Consider the following 23,565-nt stretch of genomic DNA (forward strand, 5'->3'; position numbering starts at 1 on the left):
AGTGACCTGACACACCCTGATCGCGGGCAAGCGCGCTCCTACAGGTTCTGCGTCGGTCAGTGAGAATGCCTTGGCACTTCCGACCCGCGCGTCCCCACCAGGAAGTCGAAATCGCAACCCTGATCGGCCTGCATCACATGGTCGATGTACAGCTGACGATACCCGCCGATCAGCAGTTGCGGCGGCGCTTGCCAGTCGGCCAGACGCGCTTCCAGTTCTTCTTCCGCGATGTCCAGGTGCAGCCGTCCGGTTGCGCAGTCCAGCTCGATGTAGTCACCCTCCTGAACCACCGCCAACGGACCGCCCGCGGCCGCTTCCGGCGCAACGTGCAGCACGACGGTGCCATAAGCGGTGCCGCTCATGCGTGCATCGGAAATTCGCACCATGTCCGTTATACCCTGAGCCAGCAGCTTGGCCGGAAGGCCCATGTTGCCGACCTCCGCCATGCCTGGATAACCCTTGGGCCCGCAGTTTTTCATGACCAGAATGCTGTTGGCGTCGACGTCCAGATCCGGATCGTTGATGCGCGCCTTGTACATGTCGAAGTTCTCGAACACCACCGCACGACCCCGATGCTTCATTAGCGCCGGGGTGGCGGCGGACGGTTTGAGTACCGCGCCCAGCGGCGCAAGGTTGCCGCGCAACACGCAGATGCCGCCATCGGCCACCAAGGGATTGTCGATGGCCCGGATCACTTCATCATCGCCGTAGATCGGCGAGTTCTGCACGTTTTCCCAAAGCGTCTTGCCGTTCGCGGTCAACGCTTCAGGGTGGGGAATCAGGTTGTTTTCGCCCAGACGACGGAGCACGGCTGGCAGGCCGCCCGCATAGTAGAACTCTTCCATCAGAAAACGCCCCGAGGGCTGAAGATCGACCAGGGTTGGCGTGCCACGCCCGATGCGGGTCCAGTCGTCCAGTTCCAGGTCCACACCGATACGACCGGCGATGGCCTTCAAGTGAATCACGGCGTTGGTCGAACCACCGATGGCGGCGTTGACGCGAATGGCATTTTCGAACGCTTCTTTCGTCAGGATCTTCGACAGGCGCAGGTCTTCGTTGACCATCTGTACCGCGCGCATACCGGACATGTGCGCCAACACGTAGCGACGGGAATCGACCGCCGGAATCGCCGCGTTATGCGGCAGTGACGTGCCGAGCGCTTCCGCCATGCAAGCCATGGTCGAGGCGGTACCCATGGTGTTGCAGGTGCCTGCCGAGCGCGACATGCCGGCTTCGGCGGAGAGGAATTCATCCAGGCTGATCTGTCCGGCTTTATAGGACTCGTGCATCTGCCAGACGATGGTCCCGGCGCCGATGTCCTTGCCTTTGTGTTTGCCGTTCAGCATCGGTCCGCCGGTGACGACAATGGCTGGCACGTCGCAGCTCGCCGCGCCCATCAGCAGCGCAGGCGTGGTCTTGTCACAACCGGTCAGCAGCACCACGCCGTCAATAGGGTTGCCGCGAATCGCCTCTTCCACGTCCATGCTTGCCAGGTTGCGGGTCAGCATGGCGGTGGGACGCAGGTTCGATTCGCCGTTGGAGAAAACTGGGAATTCAACCGGGAAACCACCGGCTTCGATCACGCCGCGTTTGACGTGTTCGGCGATGGTGCGGAAGTGGGCGTTGCACGGAGTGAGTTCGGACCAGGTGTTGCAGATGCCAATGATGGGCTTGCCCTGAAACTGGTGGTCGGCAATGCCCTGGTTCTTCATCCAGCTGCGGTACATGAAGCCGTTCTTGTCGGCGGTACCGAACCATTGGGCAGAACGCAGAGCGGGTTTCTTATTGGAATCAGACATAAATCAGCACTCTTATTGTAAGACTAAAGGCATCGCGTGCTGACTAAAATAGGCCGAAAATCGGCTGAGTGGAAGTGTTGTAACGTTAAATAGTAATACTATATAGTCGGATTCCATCGAGGGACGACCCTGCCAGCCGACTCATTGCAGTAAGGCACACACGAAGGCAGAGGCGATCCCCGGAAAGCTTCCATAACAAAAACAACGTGGAGACCGCATACATGAGCCAGGAACTCAGGCTTATTCGCCGCATCACCTTGAAACTCATCCCTTTTTTGATCCTGTTGTACCTGATCGCGTATGTGGACCGTTCCGCCGTGGGCTTTGCCAAACTGCACATGGGCGCAGACGTCGGTATCGGTGACGCGGCCTATGGCATGGGCGCCGGGCTGTTCTTCATCGGCTATTTCCTGCTGGAAATCCCCAGCAACCTGATGCTCGAACGCTTCGGCGCGCGGCGCTGGTTCGCCCGGATCATGATCACCTGGGGTGCCATCACCATGGGCATGGCCTTCGTTCAAGGGCCCACCAGCTTCTACGTGATGCGCTTCCTGCTGGGCGCGGCCGAGGCGGGCTTCTTTCCGGGCGTGCTGTACTACATCACTCAGTGGTTTCCGGTGCGCCATCGCGGCAAGATCCTCGGCCTTTTCATCCTCTCCCAACCCATCGCGATGATGATCACCGGGCCGATCTCTGGCGGTCTGCTGGGCATGGAAGGCATTGGCGGCCTGCATGGCTGGCAATGGTTGTTCCTGTGCATCGGCGCCCCGGCGATCCTGCTGACCTGGCCGGTGCTGCGCTGGTTGCCGGACGGTCCGAAAGACGTGAAATGGATGGACCCGGTCGAGAAAGACTGGCTCGCCGGTGAGCTGAAAAAGGACCTCGAAGAGTACGGCCAGACCCGTCACGGCAATCCATTGCACGCCCTGAAGGACAAACGCGTGCTGTTGCTGGCGCTGTTCTATCTGCCGGTAACCCTGAGCATCTATGGCCTGGGCCTGTGGTTGCCGACGCTGATCAAACAGTTCGGCGGCAGCGACCTGGTCACCGGTTTCGTCTCGGCCGTGCCTTACATCTTCGGCATCGTCGGTCTGCTGATCGTGCCGCGCAGCTCCGACCGCCTGAACGATCGCTACGGTCACCTGGCCGTGTTGTATGTGATTGGCGCATTGGGTCTGTTCCTGTCGGCTTACCTGACCGTGCCGGTGCTGCAACTGGCTGCGTTGTCGCTGGTGGCGTTTTCCCTGTTTTCCTGCACTGCCGTGTTCTGGACCTTGCCGGGCCGTTTCTTCGCTGGCGCCAGTGCGGCGGCCGGTATCGCGCTGATCAACTCGGTTGGCAACCTCGGCGGTTATATCGGCCCGTTCGTCATCGGCTGGCTCAAGGAAATCACCGGCAACCTGGCCACCGGCTTGTATTTCCTGTCGGGCGTGATGATCTGCGGATTGATCCTCACCGGCGTCGTGTACCGCGTTCTGGAACGCAAACACGTCTTGCCGCAATCCGAATTCGCGGCCAGCGCGCGCTCGCGTTAACCGCACGACGTCTTGTAGGAGCGTGGCTTGTCCCGCGATCGGCGACGGAGTCGTCGTCAAATCAGATAGCCAGGTGTGTCAGGCATACCGCGTTCTCTGGATTTGCTACCGGTTCCCGGTAGATCGCGGGACAAGCCACGCTCCTACAGAGGTCCGTGTAGACCTTAGAAAGGAGTATTCATATGCATTTGGTTCAATTCGAATTGGGTAACGGCGAACGCCGTGTCGGTCTGGTGGACGGTGCGTTGGTGCGCGAAATCCAGGGTGCGACCAGCACCCGTGAGCTGGCGCTGGCGGCCATCGACAAGAAAATCTCGCTGGCCGAACAGGTTGACAGCCTGGGCCTGGGCGACAGCCACGATTACTCGCAACTGCGTGCGGACCTGATGATCCTGCCGCCGCTGGATCACCCGGACCCTGCGCACGTATTGGTCAGCGGCACAGGCCTGACCCACCTGGGCAGCGCCTCGGCCCGTGACAAAATGCATCAGCACGGCAATGACGAGTCGGCCATGACCGACACCATGCGCATCTTCAAATGGGGCATCGAAGGCGGCAAACCGGCGCCCGGTCAGGCAGGCGTGCAACCGGAATGGTTCTATAAAGGCGACGGCGGCATCGTGGTTCGTCCGGGCGCCGCGTTCCCGCAACCCCCGTTCTCCGAAGACGCAGGCGAAGAGCCTGAGCTGAGCGGCCTGTACGTGATCGGCAACGATGGCAAACCGTATCGTCTGGGCTTTGCAATTGGCAACGAGTTCTCCGACCACGTCATGGAGCGCAAGAATTATCTCTACCTGGCGCATTCGAAACTGCGCGCCTGCTCATTCGGCCCGGAACTGCGCGTCGGTGATCTGCCGCAGAACCTGGCCGGCACCAGCCGCATCCTGCGTGACGGTCAGGTGTTGTGGGAGAAGGAGTTCCTCAGCGGCGAGGCCAACATGTGCCACAGCCTGGAAAATCTCGAATACCACCATTTCAAATACAGCCAGTTCCTGCGTCCGGGCGACGTGCATGTGCATTTCTTCGGCACCGCGACGCTGTCCTTCGCCGACGGTATCAAGACCCAGCCGGGTGACACCTTCGAGATCAGCCAGAGCGAGTTCGGCGCGCCCTTGACCAACGGCATTGCACCGACCGAGGGCGTGTTCCAGCCCGGCGGTATCAAGCAGCTTTAACGCAATGACTGATGATCGTTCCCACGCCGAGCGTGGGAACGATCAAAAATGGAAATCCTTCGGATGCACCGACCCCTTGGCGAGCAAGCACGCTCCCACAGGGCTGCAATGGATGGACAGTGTCGGCGCCTTTCTCGCACGCCTTAAAGGAAAACGCATTCATGACCCAGATTCTCGGCCACAACTACATCGGCGGCCAGCGCAGTGCCGCTGGCACCGTCATCGTTTACAGCGTTGACGCCAGCACGGGTGAAAACCTGCCCTACGACTTCTTTCAAGCCACGGTCGAAGAGGTCGACGCAGCGGCGAAAGCGGCGGCTTCCGCATACCCGGCGTACCGTTCGTTGAGCGCAGAAAAACGCGCACAATTCCTCGACGCCATCGCTGACGAACTGGACGCACTGGGTGACGACTTCATCGCCACCGTTTGCCGCGAGACGGCGCTGCCGACGGCGCGGATTCAGGGCGAGCGCGGGCGCGTGACCGGGCAAATGCGCCTGTTCGCCAAGGTCCTGCGTCGCGGTGATTTCTATGGCGCACGCATCGATCTGCCGTTGCCGGATCGTAAACCCGCGCCGCGCCCGGACCTGCGCCAATACCGCATTGGCCTCGGTCCTGTGGCCGTGTTCGGTGCGAGCAACTTCCCGCTGGCCTTTTCCACCGCGGGTGGCGATACCGCTTCTGCCCTGGCGGCCGGCTGCCCGGTGGTGTTCAAGGCACACAGCGGGCACATGGCCACGGCAGAGCAGGTCGCCGACGCGCTGCTGCGTGCCGCCGATAAAACCGGCATGCCGAAGGGCGTGTTCAACATGATCTATGGCGGCGGCGTCGGCGAGTGGCTGGTCAAGCATCCGGCAATCCAGGCGGTGGGCTTTACCGGTTCACTCAAAGGCGGTCGCGCGCTGTGCGACATGGCCGCTGCCCGCCCGCAACCGATTCCGGTGTTCGCGGAAATGTCGAGCATCAATCCGGTCATCATCCTGCCTCAGGCATTGGGTCTGCGCAGCGAACGCATTGCAGCTGAACTCGCCGGTTCCATCGTTCAAGGGTGCGGGCAGTTCTGCACGAACCCTGGCCTGATCATCGGCCTCAGCTCACCGGCCTTCAGCGAATTTCAGCAGCGTCTGGCCGCACAGATAAGCGAACAGCCGCCACAAACCATGCTCAACGCTGGCACCCTGAGCAGCTACAGCCGTGGCCTCAAAGCGCTGCACGCTCATGCCGGCATCCAGCATCTGGCCGGGCAAGAACAGCAGGGCGATCAAGCCCATCCGCAACTGTTCAAGGCCGATGTCAGCCTGTTGCTGGAGGGCGACGAATTACTTCAGGAAGAAGTGTTCGGGCCGACCTCCATCGTGGTCGAAGTCGCCGATCAGGCGCAGTTGACCGACGCCTTGCTCGGGCTTCATGGTCAGCTCACGGCGACGCTGTTGGTCGACGGCGACGACATGCAGCGCTTCAGCGAATTGACCGGCCTGCTGGAGCAGAAGGTCGGCCGCATCCTCATCAATGGCTACCCGACGGGCGTTGAGGTGGTGGATTCGATGGTTCACGGTGGCCCGTATCCCGCGACCTCCGATGCACGCGGAACCTCGGTCGGCACACTGGCGATCGATCGTTATCTGCGTCCGGTGTGCTTCCAGAATTACCCCGACAGCGCGTTGCCCGACGCTTTGAAAAACGCCAATCCGCTGGGGATTCAGCGTTTGGTGGACGGGGTGAATACCACCGCGGCCATCGGATAAACCCCTGATCGCTCCCACGCTCCGCGTGGGAGCGCCGTTCGTGACGCTCCGCGTCCTGGTGACGCCGAGCGTCACGGGCTGCATGCCCACGCAGAGCGTGGGAGCGATCACATCACAGAATTGTGCAACGCCGGATCAACGCAACACACCGACACCCACATAAAAATAAACGAGGTGCGCCCCATGACCGCCAACGCCATACCGCTGGAACAGCTCGACACCGACGCGCTCGAGGACAGCATTTACCGAAAGGTGAGTTGGCGCATCGTGCCGTTGTTCATCTGCTGTTTTCTGTTCGCGTATCTGGACCGGGTCAACATCAGTTTCGCCAAGCTGCAAATGGCCAGCGACCTGGGCTTTAGCGAGACGGTTTACGGCCTGGGCGCCAGCCTGTTCTTTGTCGGCTACTTTCTTTTCGAAGTCCCCAGCAACGTGCTGCTGCACAAGATCGGCGCGAGAATCTGGATCGCCCGGATCATGGTGTCGTGGGGCATCGCTTCGGCCTGCATGATGTTCGTGCAGACCGAGTTCTGGTTTTACACCCTGCGTTTTCTGATTGGTGTGATGGAAGCCGGCTTCGTCCCGGGCGTGCTGTATTTCTTCACCCAGTGGTACCCGAGCACACGACGGGCCCGGGTCAATTCCTACTTCAAGAGCTCCATTTGCCTGTGTGGCATCGTGGGTGGTCCGATTGCCGGCCTGATCCTCGGCCACTTCGACGGCGTGATGGGGCTGGCCGGCTGGCGTTGGTTGTTCCTGCTGGAAGGCATTCCGTCGGTGCTGCTGGGCGGCGTGGTGTTCTGGCTGGTGAAAGACCGCATCGAAGACGCGCCCTGGCTGAGCGCCGCAGAAAAAGAGGTGGTGCTGTCGCGCATGGCCAAAGAAGCCAGACCCGCCACGCCGCAGAAGGTCAAGGACATCTGGAAACACCCGACGACCTACGTCATGTCGGCGATCTACCTCTGCCTGGTGATGGCGCTGACGGGCCTGTTGTTCTGGATGCCGCAACTGATCAAGAGCGCGGGCGTGACCGACACCATGAACATCGGCTGGCTGACCGTGATTCCCTACGTCGGCGCGGTGGTCGGCAACCTGTTGATCGGCGCCAGCTCCGACCGTCATCGCGAACGTCGCTGGCACATGGCGGGCTGCGCCACCCTGACGGCGGCCGGGTATCTGGTGTGCGCCCTGTTCCCCGGCCAGTTGCTGCCCTTGATGATCGGCATGACCATGATCATGACCGGCATCATTGCCTGGATGCCGATCTTCTGGACCATCCCGCCACGCTTTTTGACCGGTATTGCGGCCGCCGCGGGCATCGCGCTGATTAACTCCCTCGGCCAGTTGGGCGGGATCATCGCGCCGTTCATGGTCGGTCGCATCAAAGACCTCACCGGCACCGCCACGCCGGCACTGTTCGCGTTGTTTGCGGTGAGTGTATTGGCCATTGCGTTGATCGTCTGGGGCATTCCGAAGCGTTACTACGCGAAGGAGGCGCTGCAGGATTGATGAGGGGCCGGCATCGCGGGTTCTGGCTAAACCCTAAACCCTGTGGGAGCGAGCTTGTTCGCGAAATCGATGTGACAGCCGACGGTAATGTATTGGCTTCACTGATGTCTTCGCGAGCAAGCTCACTCCTACAGGGGATCACGCAAATCCTGAACTTACGCACCCGCCGCAAGCGTGTCTTTTGCCCTATCATTCGCGCTTTCACCTACTACGCGACCGACTGCCATGACCGACACACCCGAAACTCTGCGCACCGCGCTGCAAACTGCCCTGACGTCTCACAGCATGCTCGAGATCGACGGTCTCCACGCCTTCGAGTTCACGCTGGACGAGATGCTGCAAATCGAAAGCATGGACGGACGTGAACGCAAGGTCTGGCGTTTTTCGCTGGCGCAAATCGATTCCGCCGAGTTCGATCCCGAATTGCAGAGCTGGGTCATCAACGAGGGTAATGCCGATCACCGCATCGTGGTGCTGAACGCCTTCGCTGCGAGTGATGAAGACGAGGAAGACGAGCAGGATTGACTTCATCCAGGAGGAGCGTGGTCAGGCAACTACTGCGCTGAACGCGCTGTCATAGATCTGATTCTCGCGTCTGTTGCGTACCAACAATTCCAAAAAAAGAGATCGCCCAATGACTCCAAGACTCCTACCGTGGCTGGTGCTTGCCAGCAGCCTCAGCGTCCTTTCTGTTCAGGCCCAATCCATGACCGACTATGACGTACTGGTCGGTGCCTACACCGCTGGCGCCAGCGAAGGCATCTACCGTTATGGCTTCAACACCCAGACCGGCCAGCTCGAAGCACAGCCGCGTCAAGTGATCAAAAGCGAAAACCCGTCCTGGCTGACCCTCTCCAAAGACCAGCGTCACCTGTTCGCCGTCAATGAAAACGGACCGGGTCAGACTGACGTAGTGGGCAAGGTCAGCAGCTTCGCCATCGACCCCAAAACCCATGCGGTGTCCTTCATCAATCAGGTCGAAAGCCAGGGTGAGGAACCGACGCATTCCAACCTGAGTCCTGACGGACGCTTCCTGTTCGTGGCCAACTACGCGGTGCATCCCGATCCGGGCGGTTCGCTGGCGGTCGTGCCGGTCGGCAAGGACGGCAAACTGGCTGCCGTGGTGCAGACCGCGACGCATGAAGCCAGCAAGGTCAACCCGGAACGTCAGGCGTCGTCTCACGTCCATGCCGCGGTACCGACCCCTGACGGCAAGTACCTGATCGCGATGGATCTGGGCGCCGACAAGATGTTCGTCTTCAACTACGACGGTAAGAAAACCCAGCCGTTGACGCCTGCCAAGGTGCCCTCGGTTGACCTGCCACCGGGCAGTGGGCCGCGCCATTTGCTGTTCAGCAAGGACGGTAAACACGCCTGGCTGACCATGGAAATGAGCGCGCAGGTGGCCGTGTTCGATTACCACGACGGCGCGTTCAAGCGCACGGCGTTAGTGGACCTGGCCAACAAGGACGGTCAGCAATACCGCGCTGCCGGGGGCTTGCACACGTCCCCGGATGGCAAATTCCTCTACGTTGCCAACCGGGGCGAGGTCAACGAACTGCTGGTCTTCAGCATCAACCCGAGCAACGGCCAGTTGAAGGAAATCCAGCGTCGCTCTGTGGAAGGCAAGGAGCCTCGTGAATTCAGCTTCGACCCCAGCGGTCACTTCTTGCTGATCGCCAACCAGAAGAGCAACCAGATCGTGACGGTCCGTGTTGACCCGAAAACCGGTTTGCTGGGCGATACCGTGCAGAAAATCGACTTCGATTCACCGTCGGATTTCCGGTTTCTCACCCGTTGATATGCGGCATGTGACACGTTGACGCAGGCTGGAGCCCTTGTAAATCAAGGGCTCCAGCCATGTATTAATTGAAGTGATAAGGGCTAGTGGCAGAAAAGATTTTTTCTGAAAGCTTCTCGGGCGTACTTTCAATTCCACGGCCAAGACGGTCAAGACTTGAAACGAAACATCGACACCGAGGTACACCCCATGAACTTCAATATCTTCTCCATCATCGCCGCGTCTGCCATCTCCGCCACCGTCGCATTGCCCGCCAGTGCCAGTGTCGAAGTGACTGAAAAAAAGATCAGCTCGACCCAGAGCTACACCCCGAAGTACCTGCAACAAAGTGCCAACTTCTATGCGGCTCTGGATCATAAGACCCAGCAATGAATAGAACGCGATGTGAATCCATTCCCCGTTAACGAAAGTTACGATACCGGGGAATGGGTTTCTAAGAAATGAAGTAGCTTGATGGTTATATCGGCTCCGAGTGCAAGAACGCTTTCGCGAGCAAATTCGCCTTCAACAGGTTGATGCGACCCACTGACCACTGCGTGTCAGGCCATGCATCAAATGTCGGCGAGCTTGCTCGCGAAAGCGTTGAATTTCCTCCCCCCTTAGTCCCCGCCTGCTGAATAAGCGACGGGGATTTTTTTTGCCCGATTAGGTGTCTCCGGCAGGAGTGAGGTTGCTCGCGATCAGGATACACTCGTGAAATTATTATTAGTTGACGGGTCCTGATCGCGGGCCAGCGCTCCTGTAAAAGGCATCACACTATCGGCCTGATTAACTTCATAAATAATTAACCGAATCGATCTTTTGAATCGTTGTACATCGTTTTTCAATAATAAGGACTCCGGGCATTCTGGGCGCCAGAAACGAAACATCCTGGAGTTACTGTCATGGCCACTGCCATTCTTCATTCACTTAAACAAGGCGCCTATACCGCCCTGGCTTTGTATGTTGTTTTCATCGCAGTGGTCACGGTCACCAGCATGAATCCGCAACTGACCGCACCGGCATCGGTGTCGGCTCAATCGTCCGTCGTCGAGCTTGATCGTGCCGCCGCGAACACGAAGGAGCGTGCGTCGTGAGAGGCGTGAATTTCTGGGTGATCGTGTTTTTTGCGCTGATCAATAACGGTTGCTCGTTGCTGGGTCACGGCGAAGGTTCGGTGGGCGGCGTGGCGCGCAGCATGGAGTTCAAGACCGAAGTCGCCGAGGCCATCGAAATGCAGCGGTCGCAGAAGCTGAATGCTGGCAACCCGCCACCGAAACACGGCGAGTTGTTTTCCGAGATCTTCCAGTGGACGGTGGTTTGACTGCGTCACGCAACGTATACGCCTGGCGCGGCCCCTGTGGGAGCCTGTTATTTTTGCATCACCCGCGCGAACAATGCCGATTCAAGAAACCGCTGCAACCATCCCTGCAACTTCGGATAAGGGCTCTGCCAGAACCAGTCCGGGTCGACAAAGCAGAACTGCCGGACGAAAGGCGCGAGCGCAATGTCCGCCAGCGTCAGGTGATCGGTTACCAGAAAGTCGCGATCGTTCAACAAGCCTTCCAGCGTGTTCAGGAACACCTCGCCCCGTGCGCGGTACTCGGCCTGGGTGAATTCCGGATAGCGCACCGCGTATTTGTAGTGATCCAGATCGGTCTTGAAACGGGTGTCGTTTTCCTCGATCAGGGCAGCGATCTGCCGCTGCGCTTGCGAATCAGAGGCCATGGACCAATCGTCCGGATCATTTTGCGCCAGTGCCCAGCGCATGATGTCCAGACTCTGTTCCAGCACCTCATCATCGAGCACCAGAACCGGCACGGTGCCCTTGGGTGAACGTTCGAGCATTTCCGGCGGCTTGGCCTTGAGACTGACTTCAATCAGCTCGACCGGAACGCCTGAATACGCCACTGCCATCCGCGCACGCATCGCATAAGGGCAGCGGCGAAACGAGTAGAGCAGGGCCAGCATCAAGTGACCTCCAGCGTGCTCAGGCCATTGCCTTGGCGGCGCACCTGAATCTGCACCGGAATCCGCTCATGCATTTCCTGTACGTGGGAAATCACCCCCACCTTGCGTCCCTGCGCTTGCAAGCCGTCGAGGGCATCCATCGCCAGTTGCAGCGACTCGGGGTCGAGACTGCCGAAACCTTCATCGATGAACAGCGACTCGATCTTCAAGGTGCTGGACGCCATGGACGCCAGGCCCAGCGCGAGGGCGAGCGACACCAGAAAGGTTTCGCCACCCGACAACGAATGCACGGAGCGCAGTTCATCGCCCATTTCGGTGTCCATCACCAGCAAGCCGAGCATGCTCCCACCGCGCTTCAGGCGATAACGCCGTACCAACTGTTTGAGCTGCGCATTGGCGTGATGCACCAGCAGGTCGAGGTTGTACGTCTGGGCGATCTTGCGGAAGGTGTCGCCCGTGGCCGAGCCGATCAGGGCATTGATCCGGCCCCAACGCTGGAACTCCGAGTAGGCGGCAGCGATTCGCGCCTGCAATTCGCTGCTGGCAGTGCGACGGCGGTCGTCCTCGCTCATCTGCGCGCGCAAATCGGCGCACAACTGATCGTGAGTGGCCGACAGGTTCTGGGCCTCCGTCAGCGCTGACGCCAGTTGCTCGCCATCCGTGATGTCGTTGTGTTGCGCCTGATGCTGTTGCAACTGGGCGTCGCGCTCTTGCACCAGCACTCTGGCCTGCTCCAGGGCTTTTTCACTCAGTTGCAAGCGCTGGCGTAATTGTCCGACGCTGTCGTCGTTCATGCCCAGCAAAGTGTCCAGCGCCGCGTCGTCCAGCTCGCTGTGCTGACTGCGCCACGCGTTGATCTGCCCGTCGAGGTCGGCCAGTTCTTGCTCCAGACCTTGCAGACGCTGACGCTCACCGTCTAGCTCAGTGCTCAACTTGATCAGTCCGCTACGCGCCTGCTGCAAGGCCTCGGCCGTGGTCGCCTGGGCCTGCCGCGCTTGCTCCACCGTGCGTTCCAGGTGTTGCTGCCATTGCTCGGCGCTGGCCTGCTCGCCGAGAATTTCCTGCAAGCGCTGCTGAACGACACGCTGTTGCTGCTGGCTGGCGTCGAGTTGTTTTTGCAGCTTCTGATGCTCGTGCAGACGACCCTCTTGGGTGATCTGCTCACGCTCGATTTTCAGCGCGCGGTCGCTGTGTTCCTGTTGTTCGTCCTTTTGCTGATCGAGCTGCTCGATACGGCGGGCAATGTCGTTGTCCAGTTGCAGAAAGCTTTCGGTGGCCGACTCACGCCACAGCGACAGGCTCTCGGCGGGCAACAACGGCTCGAATTCCTGCAATGCGGTTTCGAATGTCTGGTTGTCGAGGGCGATGTTGCGCTGTTGATCGTCCAGCAGCTTCATCGCCTGCTGGCTGGCCTCGCGCGCCTCCTGGACCTGCTGCTGCAAGGATTCCGCGTCGCGCTGCACCTTGAGCAGGCGGGTCTGACGTTGCTCTGCGGTGAGGATTTCCTGCGCCAGTTGATGCAGGCGCTCGCTTAGCCAATCGGTACGCAAGTGCTCAGGCTGTTCCAGCAAGCGTACGTACAGGGGATGGGTTTCGAGTTCTGGCGTGAGCTTCTGCAACTGTTCGCTGAGTTGATCCAGTTGCGGTTTGGAGGCCTTCAACTGGTTGTTCAGCTCACCGACTTCGGCACGCAATTCAGCGAGCTTTTCGCTGAGTTGGCCGACCTTCAGCCGCGCCTGGGCTTCTTCGCTGTCGTCATGCCCGGACAGCGCTTCGAGCAACGCCTCGGACTGGTGATACGGATGGTCTTCGCTGCCGCACACCGGGCACGGCTGTTGATCCATCAATTGCCCACGCAGTTGCTCGACGCTCGCACTGCGTGCCAGCCGTTGGCGTTGCAGCAGTTCGACGGTGACCTTCAGCGCCTGCTCGGCGGCCTCGTGTTCGCCCTTGAGCTTCAAGCCCTGAGCGATGCCTTGCGCGCGGCGCTCGGTGGCCTGCTGTTGACTGTTCTGTACGTCCTGCAGGCGCGTGGTGATGTCTTGATAACGCTGCCACAGTCGCTCGAGCGAGTTGGTGGCGGTGTGCTGCTGACGGTTTTCCTGCAACAGCACGCCGAGGCGTTCGATCTCCTGACTGACGGCGTCGGCCTTGACCTGGGCATCGTCATACAGCGCCTGCAAGGCGGTCCGGCGTTCGCTCAAGGCCTGTTCGGCCCGTGTGGCCCCTTGCTCCAGTGCCGGCAGTTCTTCACGGCCCTTGTTCAGGCGCGAACTGACCAGCACGATCTGTTGCAGGCGCGGCCGATAGGCGTCCCACGACTGGCTGAGCGAGCTCAGTGCGGCGCTGTTTTGCAACTGTTCGGCGATGGATTGCAGACGGGTTTCGACCTGCCGTTGCTGCTCGCTCATCTGATTGAGCAGGGCCTGGCCGTCGAGGCTGGATTGTTCGGCGGCGCGGGCCTGCTCACTGACCTTTTGCAGGTCCTGATTCAGGTGATTGAGCTGAACCTGCTGCTCGAACGCCTCGCGCAAGGCAGGCGCGCAGGCCTGCTGGTGTTCCTGTGCCTGTTGCAGCGTGGCAAGCGCGCTGGCGAGCTGTGTTTCCAGCGCGTCCAGACGGGCCTGGGCCTCGGTCTGGTGCTGAGCATTTGCCTGGATAGCCGCTGTGAGCGGACTGAGTTGAGCATCCAGCTTCTTGCGCTGAGCGAACAGGTGGCGCTGTGGCGCAAGGCGTTCCAGCTGGCCCAGTTGCTGACGCTCGCCGGACTGGCTATCCCAGGTCTGTTGCGCCGCGATGAGTGTTTCATTCGCGGCCTGGTGGCTGTCACGCAGGCGGTTCAACTCTGTCAGCCATTGCTGTTTGAGTTCCAGCTGACGCAGTTGGGCCTGTGCCAGCTTCAGCTGTTGCTGAGCGTCGGCGAACCGTTGTTCGAGCTCGGTGCGCTGTTCGGGCTCCAGCGGGGTCAGGTTGCCCGCCTGCGCATTCAGGGCTTTCAGCGTTTCTTCGGCTTCCCTGCTTTTGCTGAACGCGCGACGCCCGAGCTGGCTGTAGATGGCGGTGTCCGTGAGCTTTTCCAGCAGTTCGCTGCGCTCTTTATCGTCGGCCTTGAGGAAGGCGCTGAACTCGCTTTGCGCCAGCATCACCGCGCGGGTGAACTGCTCGAAATTAAGTCCCAGCCGGGCTTCGAGCAGGGTCTTGTATTCGGTCTTGTTCTGGCTGCTGAGAATCTGCTCGCTGTCCAGATCGGTCAGTGTCTGACGGCTGGCCTGAAGCTTTTTCGTGGCGTTGTCACGGGCGCGGTTGGTCTCCCAGCGGGCGCGATAACGACGCTTGTCGATGCCGACGAAATCCACCTCGGCGTAACCACTGCCGGTGCCGCGCCGCAGCAGGTTGCGTGGATCGCTGGTGCTGATGTCGCCGTCGATTTCCGGCACCCTGGACTGGCCGACGTCGTTCAGCCGCGGGATCGCGCCGAACAGCGCCAGGCACAGCGCGTCGAGCAATGTGCTTTTGCCCGCGCCGGTCGGGCCGGTGATGGCGAACAGGCCCGCGCTGGCCAGTGGCTCGGCGGTGAAATCCAGTTCGAACGGGCCTGCCAGCGAGGCGAGGTTCTTCAAGCGAATGGCGAGGATCTTCATGGCTGTTCGCTCTCCAGTTGCACGTCCTGCAGCAGCATGGCGAAGTCCTGCAACGTCTGTTCGTCGACCTCGCTGCCGTAGTTATCAAGCCAGGCGCGGCTGAACAATTCCTGCGGGCTGAGTTGATCCAGCTCGATCAGGTCCTGATTGCCGTCTTCGTCGCGGGCGCCTTTGCCCGCGTATTCGGCGGCGATACGCACCAGACGCACAGCCTTGTTCTCCAGGGCCGCCTCGATCTGGTTGCGCAAATCAGGCTGAGGCTCGTCCAGGCGTACGCGGACTTCGAGCCAGGGCTGGCGGTCGACGTCGGCCAGCAGGTCGATGTCCGGCAGGTCCTTGAGTTGCAGCAGCAGTTCGGCCAGCGGTGCCGGGCCGATCCGTTGCAGGTTGACCGCGCGGGGGATCAGCAGCGGTTTGACGCTGGCGAGCGTCTCGCCCTCGCATTCGATTTCGAGGATCTGGTGCTGATAGCCAATTTCCGAGAACGACAACGGGATCGGCGATCCGCTGTAACGGATGCGGTCTTCGCCATTGACCCGTTGTGGCTTGTGCAGGTGGCCAAGGGCGACGTAGGTGATGCTCTCGCCAAACAAGCTCGCGGGCAGGGCTTCGGCGTTGCCGATGATCAGGCTGCGCTCGGAGTCTTCCGAGACCGAACCGCCCGCCATGTGGGCATGGCTGATGGCGATCAGCGCCTGACCTTTTTTGCGTTTCAGGTTCGCGGCGGCAATCAGTCTCTCGTGTACCTGACCGATGCCGCGCAGGTAATTGTCACCCAGTGCCGGGCCGGTGACTTCAGCGGGACGCAGGAACGGCAGTGCCAGGCACCAGCCGAGCACTTTGCCTTTGGCGTTGGTCAGGGGCAGCAACAGACGCTCGACATCCAGCACACCGTCATCCAGCCACAGCACACGGCCCAGCGCATGGGTGCGCAGGCGTCGCATCAGGGGCGCGGGCAGTTCGATCCGCGAGCCGGAGTCGTGGTTGCCGGCGATCATCACGATGGTCAGTTGCGGGTTCTGTTCGTGAGCGCTGACGATGAAGTCGTACAGCCGCTCCTGGGATTTGACCGGCGGGTTGACGGTGTCGAAGATATCGCCGGCGATCAACAGGACATCGGGCTTGCGCTCGGCCAGACGGGCCAGCAGCCAGGTCAGGAAACTGGCGTGTTCGAAGTCCCGTTCCTGGCCATGGAGGTTTTGGCCCAGGTGCCAGTCGGAGGTGTGGAACAGACGCATGGGGGTACCTTGTGTTGAATGGGTTTCAGATGGCCGCAAGCCAACCCGACTGATCGTTCCTCACGCTCCGCGTGGGAATGCCGGGTCGGCCGCTGCGGCCAATGTGACGCGGAGCGTCACGGGTTGCGTTCCCACGCGGAGCATGGGAACGATCGATGCGCGATAATTACGCATCGATCCAGAGAAGTTATTTCGGATAAAGCGGCGGCAGGCTGTCTGCGCCGTTCGGGTCCTGCGGTCGTTCGACCGCTGGCAATGCCTTGACGGCGCGCCACAAGTCCTCACCGAGCCACAGCTTACCGGTCTCACTGTAAAGCGCACCGTTCAGGCCATCCAGGGCGTCGGACAACGGCACGAACCGCGCGGCCATGTCAGCGAGCGTTTCCGGTTGCTGCCGGGCCCAGGCATCCAGCGCCTGCCGGGTCGCGTGCGGGTCATTGGCCAGACTGGCACGTTTCAGGTCGTCAAGCACGGTACGTGGGCTGGGGCCGGCTTGTGCGACGCGGGTCAGCGCCGGTTGCCAACGCGCCCGCCACCACAGGCCGAAGCCCAGCAGCGTGGTAAAACTCAACAGCACCGTGCTCAGTTGCCACGGCCACACGGGCGGTCCGATCACCGTTACACCGGTGTTTTCACTGACCGGCATGTCCACCGCCAGCGCCGGGTTGATGCTCACCTGCAACGTGCGAGCGGGCAGGGCGCTGTGCTCCAGATGGTCTTCCTGAGTGTTCCACCAGACCACATCGACCGCCGGAATATCGATGGCGCCAGGCCGGTTGGGGACCAGTGCCTCGCGCTCTTCGCGCACGCCGACCAGTCCCCGTTCGCTCGCCTGATTGCTCAGTTGCGGCTGATCCGGGTAGCGGCGCAGGGCGCTCACGTCGGTGGCTGGCAAGGGGGGCAGTTGTGCGCTGGACAACCCTTCAGCCTTGATCACCATCGTGCGGGTCAAGGAATCACCGATCTGACTGTGAGCAGGATCCGGGCTCCAGTTCTCGCTGAGGCTGATGCTGCGCGCGGGCAACCACGGTGTGTTGGCCGGGTAATGTTCGGGTTGTGGCTTGACCTTCAGCACCAAAGGGTCGGACGTCACGCGCATCAGCTTGCCCGGCTTCGGACTGGTGGCCATCGCCGGCTGGCTGGTTGCAGCCGCCTGGGTATCAGGGATGTCCTGCACCATCGTGGCGCTGAACTCCTGGGCCGGAATCGTCAGTTCACCGCTGTGCTGCGGGTACAGCGCGTAACGCATTTCGATGACGCCGTGGCGAATGCCATTGATCTGCTTCTCGTACGTGCGTGTGTCGCCAAGCTTCTCAATGCGCGCGTCCGGGACCTGCAACGGGGTCAGGTTGCTGTCATCGAACAGCGACACCGAGTGATAGACGCGCACCGTGAGCACGGCCTGCGCCTGCACGTAAACGGTGTCTTGGTCCAGGCTGGCCTCCATGAACACCGGCGCCAGCTTCTGTTCCTGAGCCTGACCCGACGGTTCGACCTCCACCACCTGCAAGGCGATGGGCTGGCTGACCAGCGCCCCCAGTTTCAGCGAGGGAATGTCGATCGAGCCGCTGTGCCGGGGCAGCAACGTAATCAGCCAACGGGTGGTCGCATGAACGTTGCCTTCGAGGGTGGTCAGGCTGTTGAGCTGGCGGGTGTCGCGCACCTCGAAATCGGCATCCAGCGCGCTCATGTCAGGCTTGCCGAACAGCGTCGCATCGTCGGATTCGAGGGTCAGTTCAACCGTTTCGCCGGTGTTGACGCGTGTGCGGTCGACGCTGGCCTGCAACGTTGCAGCAGGGGTGTCAGCCTGTGCCGCGAGCGCGAACAGGCACAACAACCAGGCGATTATCACTGTGTGCACACGACTCATCGGGCTTTGTCCTGATGCTGCTGTTGTTCGTACCAGAATTTGCGTCGCAGCAGCTCGCCGGGTTCGTCGGGGATCTGTCGCAGCCATTGTTCCAGCGCCTGGCGCTGTTCGCCGTTGAGGTGACTGTCGGCCGGACGACCGGGCGCCCGGGTAGGCTCGTCGTCATCCGGCATCGCGTCGGCGTTGCCGGTGCCGCCGGACAGGTTCGGCGTGCCGCGGGTGTCGTGGTCATCGTCCGCGTTCTGAACCGGCGCCTGGGGATTCGTTTGCTGTGGCTCTGCGCTGCCCGAGCGTTGCGTGTTGGCGGCGTCATCGCCTTCCGTTTTACCTTCACTGGCGTCTTCAACGGCCGCCTGCCTGTTCTGTTCCTGCATCTGTTCCACCAGTGCCTTGTTCGCGGCAGCGGCGGGAAAATCCGGCTGACGTTCGAGTGCCTGTTCGTAGGCGTCGATGGCTGCGGCCAGTTCGCCGCTTTTGGCCAGCGCATTGCCGCGATTGTAATGGTCGGCGGCGCTGTTGCCTTGGGCAAAACGCTGAGCGGCACCGGCATAGTCGCCTGCTTCGTACAGCGCGATGCCTTGCCATTGAACGTCTTCGAAGTGCCGCGCGGCTTCGGCGGGGCGATGGCGTTGCAGCAGGTGCTGTCCCTGTTGGTCGGGACGCAGAAACAGGTCTTTGAGCTCGAAGGCATAGCTGTGCTGTGGAACCAGCATCAACAATGGCAAACAGAGGACCCACCCGCGTCGACCGGCACAGGCAGCCAGCAACAGCAGGGGCAGTAACAGCCAGTAACCCTGATCGGCCCAACTGTCCAGCTGCACGGTCTGGCCCTGGCTGCGCAAGTTTTCCGGGCCATCGAGCAACCCGAGTTCGCGCAAGTCGTCATCCTCCAGCCTCAGCGGGGTGTAATGACCCCCGAGCTCTTCAGCGAAGTCCTTGAGGCTGTTGCCATCCAGGCGCGGCACCAGAATGCCGCCCTGCGCGTCCTTGAGGAATCCGCCTTTCTCCTGCGCAACCGGCGCACCTTCGGCGGTGCCGACACCGAGCATCAGCAGTTGTGGCGCATGGCCGGTCATGACCGAGCGGATGCCCTGGCGCTCGGCGTCGTTCAGCGACGAGCCGATCCACAGCAGGCGTCCCACGCCCAGATCGCCTTGTTTGAGCAGGGCGAGGGCCTTGATTACCGCCAGGTCGGCGCGCTGACCGGCTTCGGGCATGATCGAGGGCTTGATGGCGTCCAGCAGGTTCTTGCTGGTGGACAGGTCATCGGACAGCGGCACAAGAGTGTGCGCGCTACCGGCGTAGACGATGATCGCCGTCTGCGCGTCGCTGCGCGCCTGCAACAGGTCCAGCAATTTGCGCCGCGCCTGCTCCAGGCGTGTGGGCGGGCTGTCGGCGGCGAGCATTTCCGGGGTCAACTCCAGCAGCACCACCAGCGGGTCCACGGGCCTTTGGCTGGTCTGCTCGACCCGTTGCCAACTCGGTCCCAGCAGTGCCAGCAATGCCAGCAGCCAACCGAAACCCAGAGCGATCCACGGCAATTTGCTCTCGCGACCGCTGCCCCCACTGAGCAACGTCGAGTGGAACGCGCCGGGCAGAATCATCTGCCAGCGACCGACTCGTTTCTGCCGGTTCCACAGCCGCCACAGCAGCCAGCCGAGCAACGGCAAGAGCGCCAGCCACCCGAGTCGCAGCCAGTGCGGCCACAGCGCGAAAAGAGAGGCGATCATCGGTGCCTCCTTAAGCGCTTGAAGCGTTGCCGCCATTGCGGACCCTGATGCAAGACCGGCTGACGGGCGAGGAAGCGGTACACCGGGTTCTGCGGCCAGCGTTCGTGAATCACCAGCACAATGCTCAGCAGCAGTGCCATTGCCAGTGGCCAGTGATAGAGGGGGACGGCGGGACGGGCCTGAGTCGGTTGTTGGGCGACGGGTTCGAGGGTGTCGAGGGCCTTGCCGATCTTTGCCAGTTGGGCACCGTCTCGGGCGCGGAAATATTGCCCACCGGTGATCTCGGCGATTTCGCGCAGGGCGGGCTCGTCCAGGTCGAGGCTGGGATTCAGCCCGAGAATCGTGGTCGCGCCCTTGTCGGGGTCGGCCCCGATGCCGATCGGATAAATCTTCACGCCTTCTCCCGCCGCGAGGCGCGCCGCTGTCGCAGGATCGATCTGACCGGCATTGTTGGCGCCGTCGGTTACCAGAATCAGCACGCGGCTCTGCGCGGGACGTGAGCGCAGGCGTTTCAGCGCCAGACCAATGGCATCGCCGATGGCCGTGTTTTTACCGGCGATGCCGATGCGTGCCTCGTCCAGCCAGACGCGCACGGTTTTGCGGTCAAAGGTCAGCGGTGCTTGCAGATACGCTTGGCTGCCAAACAGGATCAGCCCGACGCGATCCCCCTGACGGTGTTCGAGGAAATCACCGAGCAATTGCTTGACCAGCGTCAGGCGGCTGACTTCATCGTTCTGCCAGACCATGTCCGGGTAATCCATCGATCCCGACACGTCGACCGCCACCAGCAGGTCGCGCCCGCTGGCGGCCACCGGCAACGGATCGCCCAGCCATTGCGGGCGCGCTGCCGCTACCAGCAGCAACAGCCACAGGGTGACGAAGGGCAGTTGCCGGCGCCACCCGGGCAGATGCGCGCGGGCACGACGGCCAGCCAGGCCTTCCAGTTCGCTGAGAAAACTCACCTTGAGCGCGGCCTCGCCGCTGTCGGCCACCGGCAGCATGAACCTCAGCAGCCAGGGCAGGGGCAGCAAGGCGAATACCCACGGCCAGGCGAACTCAAACATGTTTGCGAATCCAGGTTTCGACGGACTGGGTCAGGCCATTGATGGCCTTGTCGTCGAGCTTGCACTCAGGCTTATAGGCGCCTTCGACCAGAATCATCCACCGTGTCAGGCCCGCCGCAGGGCAGCGATTGTCGAGGAATGCCAGCCATTTACGGCCGTTGAGCGTGTGGCTCTGGCTGTAGGGGTAGTCGTTGCGGCACAGGCGTTTGAGCAAGCCATTGATCTGCTGCAACCAGGCGCCGGCAGGGGCACCGTCATAAGGTTTGGGCAACTGCGCGAGTTCGATCAATGCGGCCTGGCGCAGTGGGTCAAGGGGCTGCTCGCCTGCCTCGTCAGCCGCCTTTTTCGGCAAGAAAACCCGCGCCCGCCACAGGCCGTAACCCAACAGCGGGATCAGTGCCAGCAGCAACCACCAGCCGGGCGCGGGTGGCCAAAGACTCACCGGCTCGGGAAGCATCATCGGCTGCAACTGATCCAGCAGGCTCATTTTGGTTTAACCGGTTGCTGGGCGTTCAAGTAGTCGCGCAGTTGCTCCACCATCTCGTGCTGTGTACTCAGCGGAATCATCAGCACGCGCAGCTTCTTGGCCAGCAACGCCCAGCGTGCCTGCCGTGTTTCACCCTGTGCCCGGTAGGTCTGACGCAAGTCGGGGTTGAGGGTGTCGAGCTCAAGCTGCGCCCCTTTCTCGGCGAACCTCAATAGTCCGGCGGCGGGCAGCGCGTGATCCAGCGGGTCGGACAGGGGCAGCAGCAACAGGTCGCAGTGCCGCGAAAGCAATGTCAGTTGTTGTTCGGCCGAGTCCGACAGCGCGCGCTCGTCGCACAGGATGAACACCAGGCTGCCTGGCCGCAGGACTTCGCGAGCGCGCCGCAAGGCGACACCAAAGGTGTCCCGGTCCGCCGCAGCCTCGGTGTGCAGCGACTGATTGACCCGCACCAGCCGGTTGAGCAACTGCAGCAGACTTTGCTTGCTGCGTCGCGGCTTGATTTCATAGTGTTCGTTGTCGCCGAACACCAGCCCGCCGACACGGTCGTTGTGGCCCAGTGCCGCCCAGCCGATCAAGGCGGCAGCCTGCGCCGCGAGCACCGATTTGAACATCAGGCCCGTGCCGAAAAACAGGCGGCGGCTCTGTTCGACCATGAGGAAAATCGGCCGCTCACGCTCCTCGTGGAACAGTTTGGTGTGCGGCTCCTGAGTGCGGGCGGTCACGCGCCAGTCGATGGTGCGCACGTCGTCACCGGCTTGATAAACGCGGACCTGATCGAAGTCGACACCGCGCCCGCGCAGCTTGGAGTGGTGCAGGCCGATCAGCGGGCTGCGTCGGCCGGGTGACGAAAACAGCTGCACTTCCCGCACGCGATGCCGCATCTCGATCAGCTCGGCAAGGCTGATGCGGATGCCCGGTTGGGAAATCAGGTAGGGTTGCATGGGCTCAGGCGACGGCAACGACGTCGAGAATGCGCTGGATCACGCGGTCCTGATCAATGCCGGCGGCTTCGGCTTCGAACGACAGGATGATGCGATGACGCAGCACATCGAAGACCATCGCCTGAATGTCCTCGGGGCTGACGAAGTCGCGGCCGGCCAGCCACGCGTGGGCGCGTGCGCAACGGTCCAGGGAAATCGATCCCCGGGGGCTGGCGCCGTAACCGATCCACTCGGCCAGTTCCGCGTCGAACTTGGCGGGGGTCCGGGTCGCCATGACCAGTTGCACCAGGTATTCCTCCACTGCGTCGGCCATGTACAAACCGAGGATTTCCTTGCGCGCGGCGAAAATCGCCTGCTGGGTCACACGCCGCTCCGGCTTGGTTTCACCGTTCAAGGCTTCGCCGCGGGCCTGTTGCAGAATCTTGCGTTCGACGTTGGCATCGGGGAAACCGATCTTGACGTGCATCAGAAAGCGGTCGAGTTGAGCTTCAGGCAGCGGATACGTGCCTTCCTGCTCGATCGGGTTCTGCGTGGCCATCACCAGAAACAATGGGGACAGGTCGTAGGTGCTACGCCCCACGCTGACCTGACGCTCAGCCATCGCTTCGAGCAAGGCCGACTGGACTTTGGCGGGTGCCCGGTTGATTTCGTCCGCCAGGACCAGGTTGTGGAAAATAGGACCCTGTTGAAAGACGAAGCTGCCGGTTTCCGGACGATAGATCTCCGTGCCGGTGATGTCGGCGGGCAGCAGGTCGGGCGTGAACTGGATGCGATGGAACTGGGCCTCGATGCCTTCGGCCAGCTCCTTGATGGCTTTGGTCTTGGCCAGGCCCGGCGCGCCTTCGACCAGCATGTGGCCGTCGGCAAGCAGCGCGATCAACAAGCGCTCGACCAGTTTCTCCTGCCCCAGAATCTGAGTGGAGAGAAAGGTTCGCAGCGCGATCAACGCTTCACGATGTTCCATCGATGACGGTTCCTGGCAGGTTCGCAGCAGCGCCAAAAGGGCACCGAAGCTGGGGGCGTTACTTTAATGCATCCGAGGGGGTGGCGACTAACCGGCCAAAGGGTTTTTTCAGCGTT

19 protein-coding genes are annotated in these 23,565 nt (G+C 61.5%); 9 read left to right on the forward strand and 10 right to left on the reverse strand.

What is annotated here, in order from left to right:
• Positions 1 to 56 precede the first annotated feature (56 nt).
• Positions 57 to 1,799 carry an IlvD/Edd family dehydratase gene (locus tag BMY73_RS12165; protein WP_092407309.1) on the reverse strand — a complete coding sequence of 581 codons (1,743 nt, stop codon included), beginning with the start codon at positions 1,797 to 1,799 and terminating at the stop codon, positions 57 to 59.
• 221 nt (positions 1,800 to 2,020) lie between these two features.
• Here BMY73_RS12165 and BMY73_RS12170 point away from each other — a divergent pair, with 221 nt between their 5' ends.
• The 9 genes from BMY73_RS12170 (at position 2,021) to BMY73_RS12210 (ending at position 10,867) form a co-directional block, all read left to right on the forward strand.
• Positions 2,021 to 3,334, forward strand: coding sequence for an MFS transporter (locus BMY73_RS12170; RefSeq protein ID WP_062390216.1), 1,314 nt, complete (start codon positions 2,021 to 2,023; stop codon positions 3,332 to 3,334).
• A 182-nt stretch (positions 3,335 to 3,516) separates the two neighbouring features.
• A complete protein-coding gene (gene araD1 / locus BMY73_RS12175; protein WP_062390218.1) occupies positions 3,517 to 4,509 on the forward strand; it encodes an AraD1 family protein in 993 nt (330 codons plus the stop codon).
• A 161-nt stretch (positions 4,510 to 4,670) separates the two neighbouring features.
• The gene (locus BMY73_RS12180; RefSeq protein ID WP_092407311.1) at positions 4,671 to 6,254 is read left to right on the forward strand and encodes an aldehyde dehydrogenase (NADP(+)); all 1,584 of its coding nucleotides are present in this window, start codon (positions 4,671 to 4,673) and stop codon (positions 6,252 to 6,254) included.
• 183 nt (positions 6,255 to 6,437) lie between these two features.
• Positions 6,438 to 7,763 (forward strand): MFS transporter, encoded by a 1,326-nt coding sequence (locus tag BMY73_RS12185; protein WP_062390222.1) that lies wholly within the window; start codon positions 6,438 to 6,440, stop codon positions 7,761 to 7,763.
• Between the two features lie 225 nt (positions 7,764 to 7,988).
• Positions 7,989 to 8,288, forward strand: coding sequence for a DUF5629 family protein (locus BMY73_RS12190; RefSeq protein ID WP_062390224.1), 300 nt, complete (start codon positions 7,989 to 7,991; stop codon positions 8,286 to 8,288).
• A gap of 109 nt (positions 8,289 to 8,397) precedes the next feature.
• Positions 8,398 to 9,564, forward strand: coding sequence for a lactonase family protein (locus BMY73_RS12195; protein ID WP_062390226.1), 1,167 nt, complete (start codon positions 8,398 to 8,400; stop codon positions 9,562 to 9,564).
• A 189-nt stretch (positions 9,565 to 9,753) separates the two neighbouring features.
• The gene (locus BMY73_RS12200; protein WP_092407313.1) at positions 9,754 to 9,936 is read left to right on the forward strand and encodes a hypothetical protein; all 183 of its coding nucleotides are present in this window, start codon (positions 9,754 to 9,756) and stop codon (positions 9,934 to 9,936) included.
• Positions 9,937 to 10,448: 512 nt separating this feature from the next.
• Positions 10,449 to 10,640, forward strand: a complete 192-nt coding sequence (locus tag BMY73_RS12205; RefSeq protein ID WP_062390229.1) for a hypothetical protein — start codon at positions 10,449 to 10,451, stop codon at positions 10,638 to 10,640.
• Complete coding sequence (locus tag BMY73_RS12210; protein ID WP_092407315.1) at positions 10,637 to 10,867, forward strand: hypothetical protein; 231 nt, start codon at positions 10,637 to 10,639, stop codon at positions 10,865 to 10,867. Before BMY73_RS12205 ends, BMY73_RS12210 begins: the two co-directional genes overlap by 4 nt.
• Positions 10,868 to 10,914: 47 nt before the next feature.
• Here the strand turns inward: BMY73_RS12210 and BMY73_RS12215 are convergent, their stop codons facing one another.
• The 9 genes from BMY73_RS12215 to BMY73_RS12255 all read right to left on the reverse strand — a co-directional run bounded on the left by BMY73_RS12215 (position 10,915) and on the right by BMY73_RS12255 (position 23,449).
• Positions 10,915 to 11,511, reverse strand: a complete 597-nt coding sequence (locus tag BMY73_RS12215) for a glutathione S-transferase (RefSeq protein WP_092407375.1) — start codon at positions 11,509 to 11,511, stop codon at positions 10,915 to 10,917.
• A gap of 2 nt (positions 11,512 to 11,513) precedes the next feature.
• Complete coding sequence (locus BMY73_RS12220) at positions 11,514 to 15,155, reverse strand: AAA family ATPase (protein ID WP_092407317.1); 3,642 nt, start codon at positions 15,153 to 15,155, stop codon at positions 11,514 to 11,516.
• The gene (locus tag BMY73_RS12225; RefSeq protein WP_062390235.1) at positions 15,152 to 16,393 is read right to left on the reverse strand and encodes an exonuclease SbcCD subunit D C-terminal domain-containing protein; all 1,242 of its coding nucleotides are present in this window, start codon (positions 16,391 to 16,393) and stop codon (positions 15,152 to 15,154) included. The genes BMY73_RS12220 and BMY73_RS12225 overlap by 4 nt, the downstream gene beginning before the upstream one ends.
• Positions 16,394 to 16,580: 187 nt before the next feature.
• Positions 16,581 to 18,263 carry a BatD family protein gene (locus tag BMY73_RS12230; RefSeq protein ID WP_092407319.1) on the reverse strand — a complete coding sequence of 561 codons (1,683 nt, stop codon included), beginning with the start codon at positions 18,261 to 18,263 and terminating at the stop codon, positions 16,581 to 16,583.
• The gene (locus BMY73_RS12235; protein WP_092407321.1) at positions 18,260 to 19,993 is read right to left on the reverse strand and encodes a vWA domain-containing protein; all 1,734 of its coding nucleotides are present in this window, start codon (positions 19,991 to 19,993) and stop codon (positions 18,260 to 18,262) included. The genes BMY73_RS12230 and BMY73_RS12235 overlap by 4 nt, the downstream gene beginning before the upstream one ends.
• A complete protein-coding gene (locus tag BMY73_RS12240) occupies positions 19,990 to 21,057 on the reverse strand; it encodes a vWA domain-containing protein (RefSeq protein WP_092407324.1) in 1,068 nt (355 codons plus the stop codon). Before BMY73_RS12240 ends, BMY73_RS12235 begins: the two co-directional genes overlap by 4 nt.
• On the reverse strand, positions 21,050 to 21,544 hold the full coding sequence (locus BMY73_RS12245; protein ID WP_092407325.1) for a DUF4381 domain-containing protein: 495 nt from the start codon (positions 21,542 to 21,544) through the stop codon (positions 21,050 to 21,052). Before BMY73_RS12245 ends, BMY73_RS12240 begins: the two co-directional genes overlap by 8 nt.
• Entirely contained in the window at positions 21,541 to 22,485 is a 945-nt protein-coding gene (locus BMY73_RS12250) for a DUF58 domain-containing protein (RefSeq protein WP_062390245.1), read from the reverse strand. The genes BMY73_RS12245 and BMY73_RS12250 overlap by 4 nt, the downstream gene beginning before the upstream one ends.
• Before the next feature lie 4 nt (positions 22,486 to 22,489).
• Entirely contained in the window at positions 22,490 to 23,449 is a 960-nt protein-coding gene (locus BMY73_RS12255) for an AAA family ATPase (RefSeq protein ID WP_062390247.1), read from the reverse strand.
• Positions 23,450 to 23,565: the final 116 nt, after the last annotated feature.

The sequence above is a fragment of the Pseudomonas sp. NFACC02 genome, from assembly GCF_900110765.1.
Taxonomy (GTDB): domain Bacteria; phylum Pseudomonadota; class Gammaproteobacteria; order Pseudomonadales; family Pseudomonadaceae; genus Aquipseudomonas.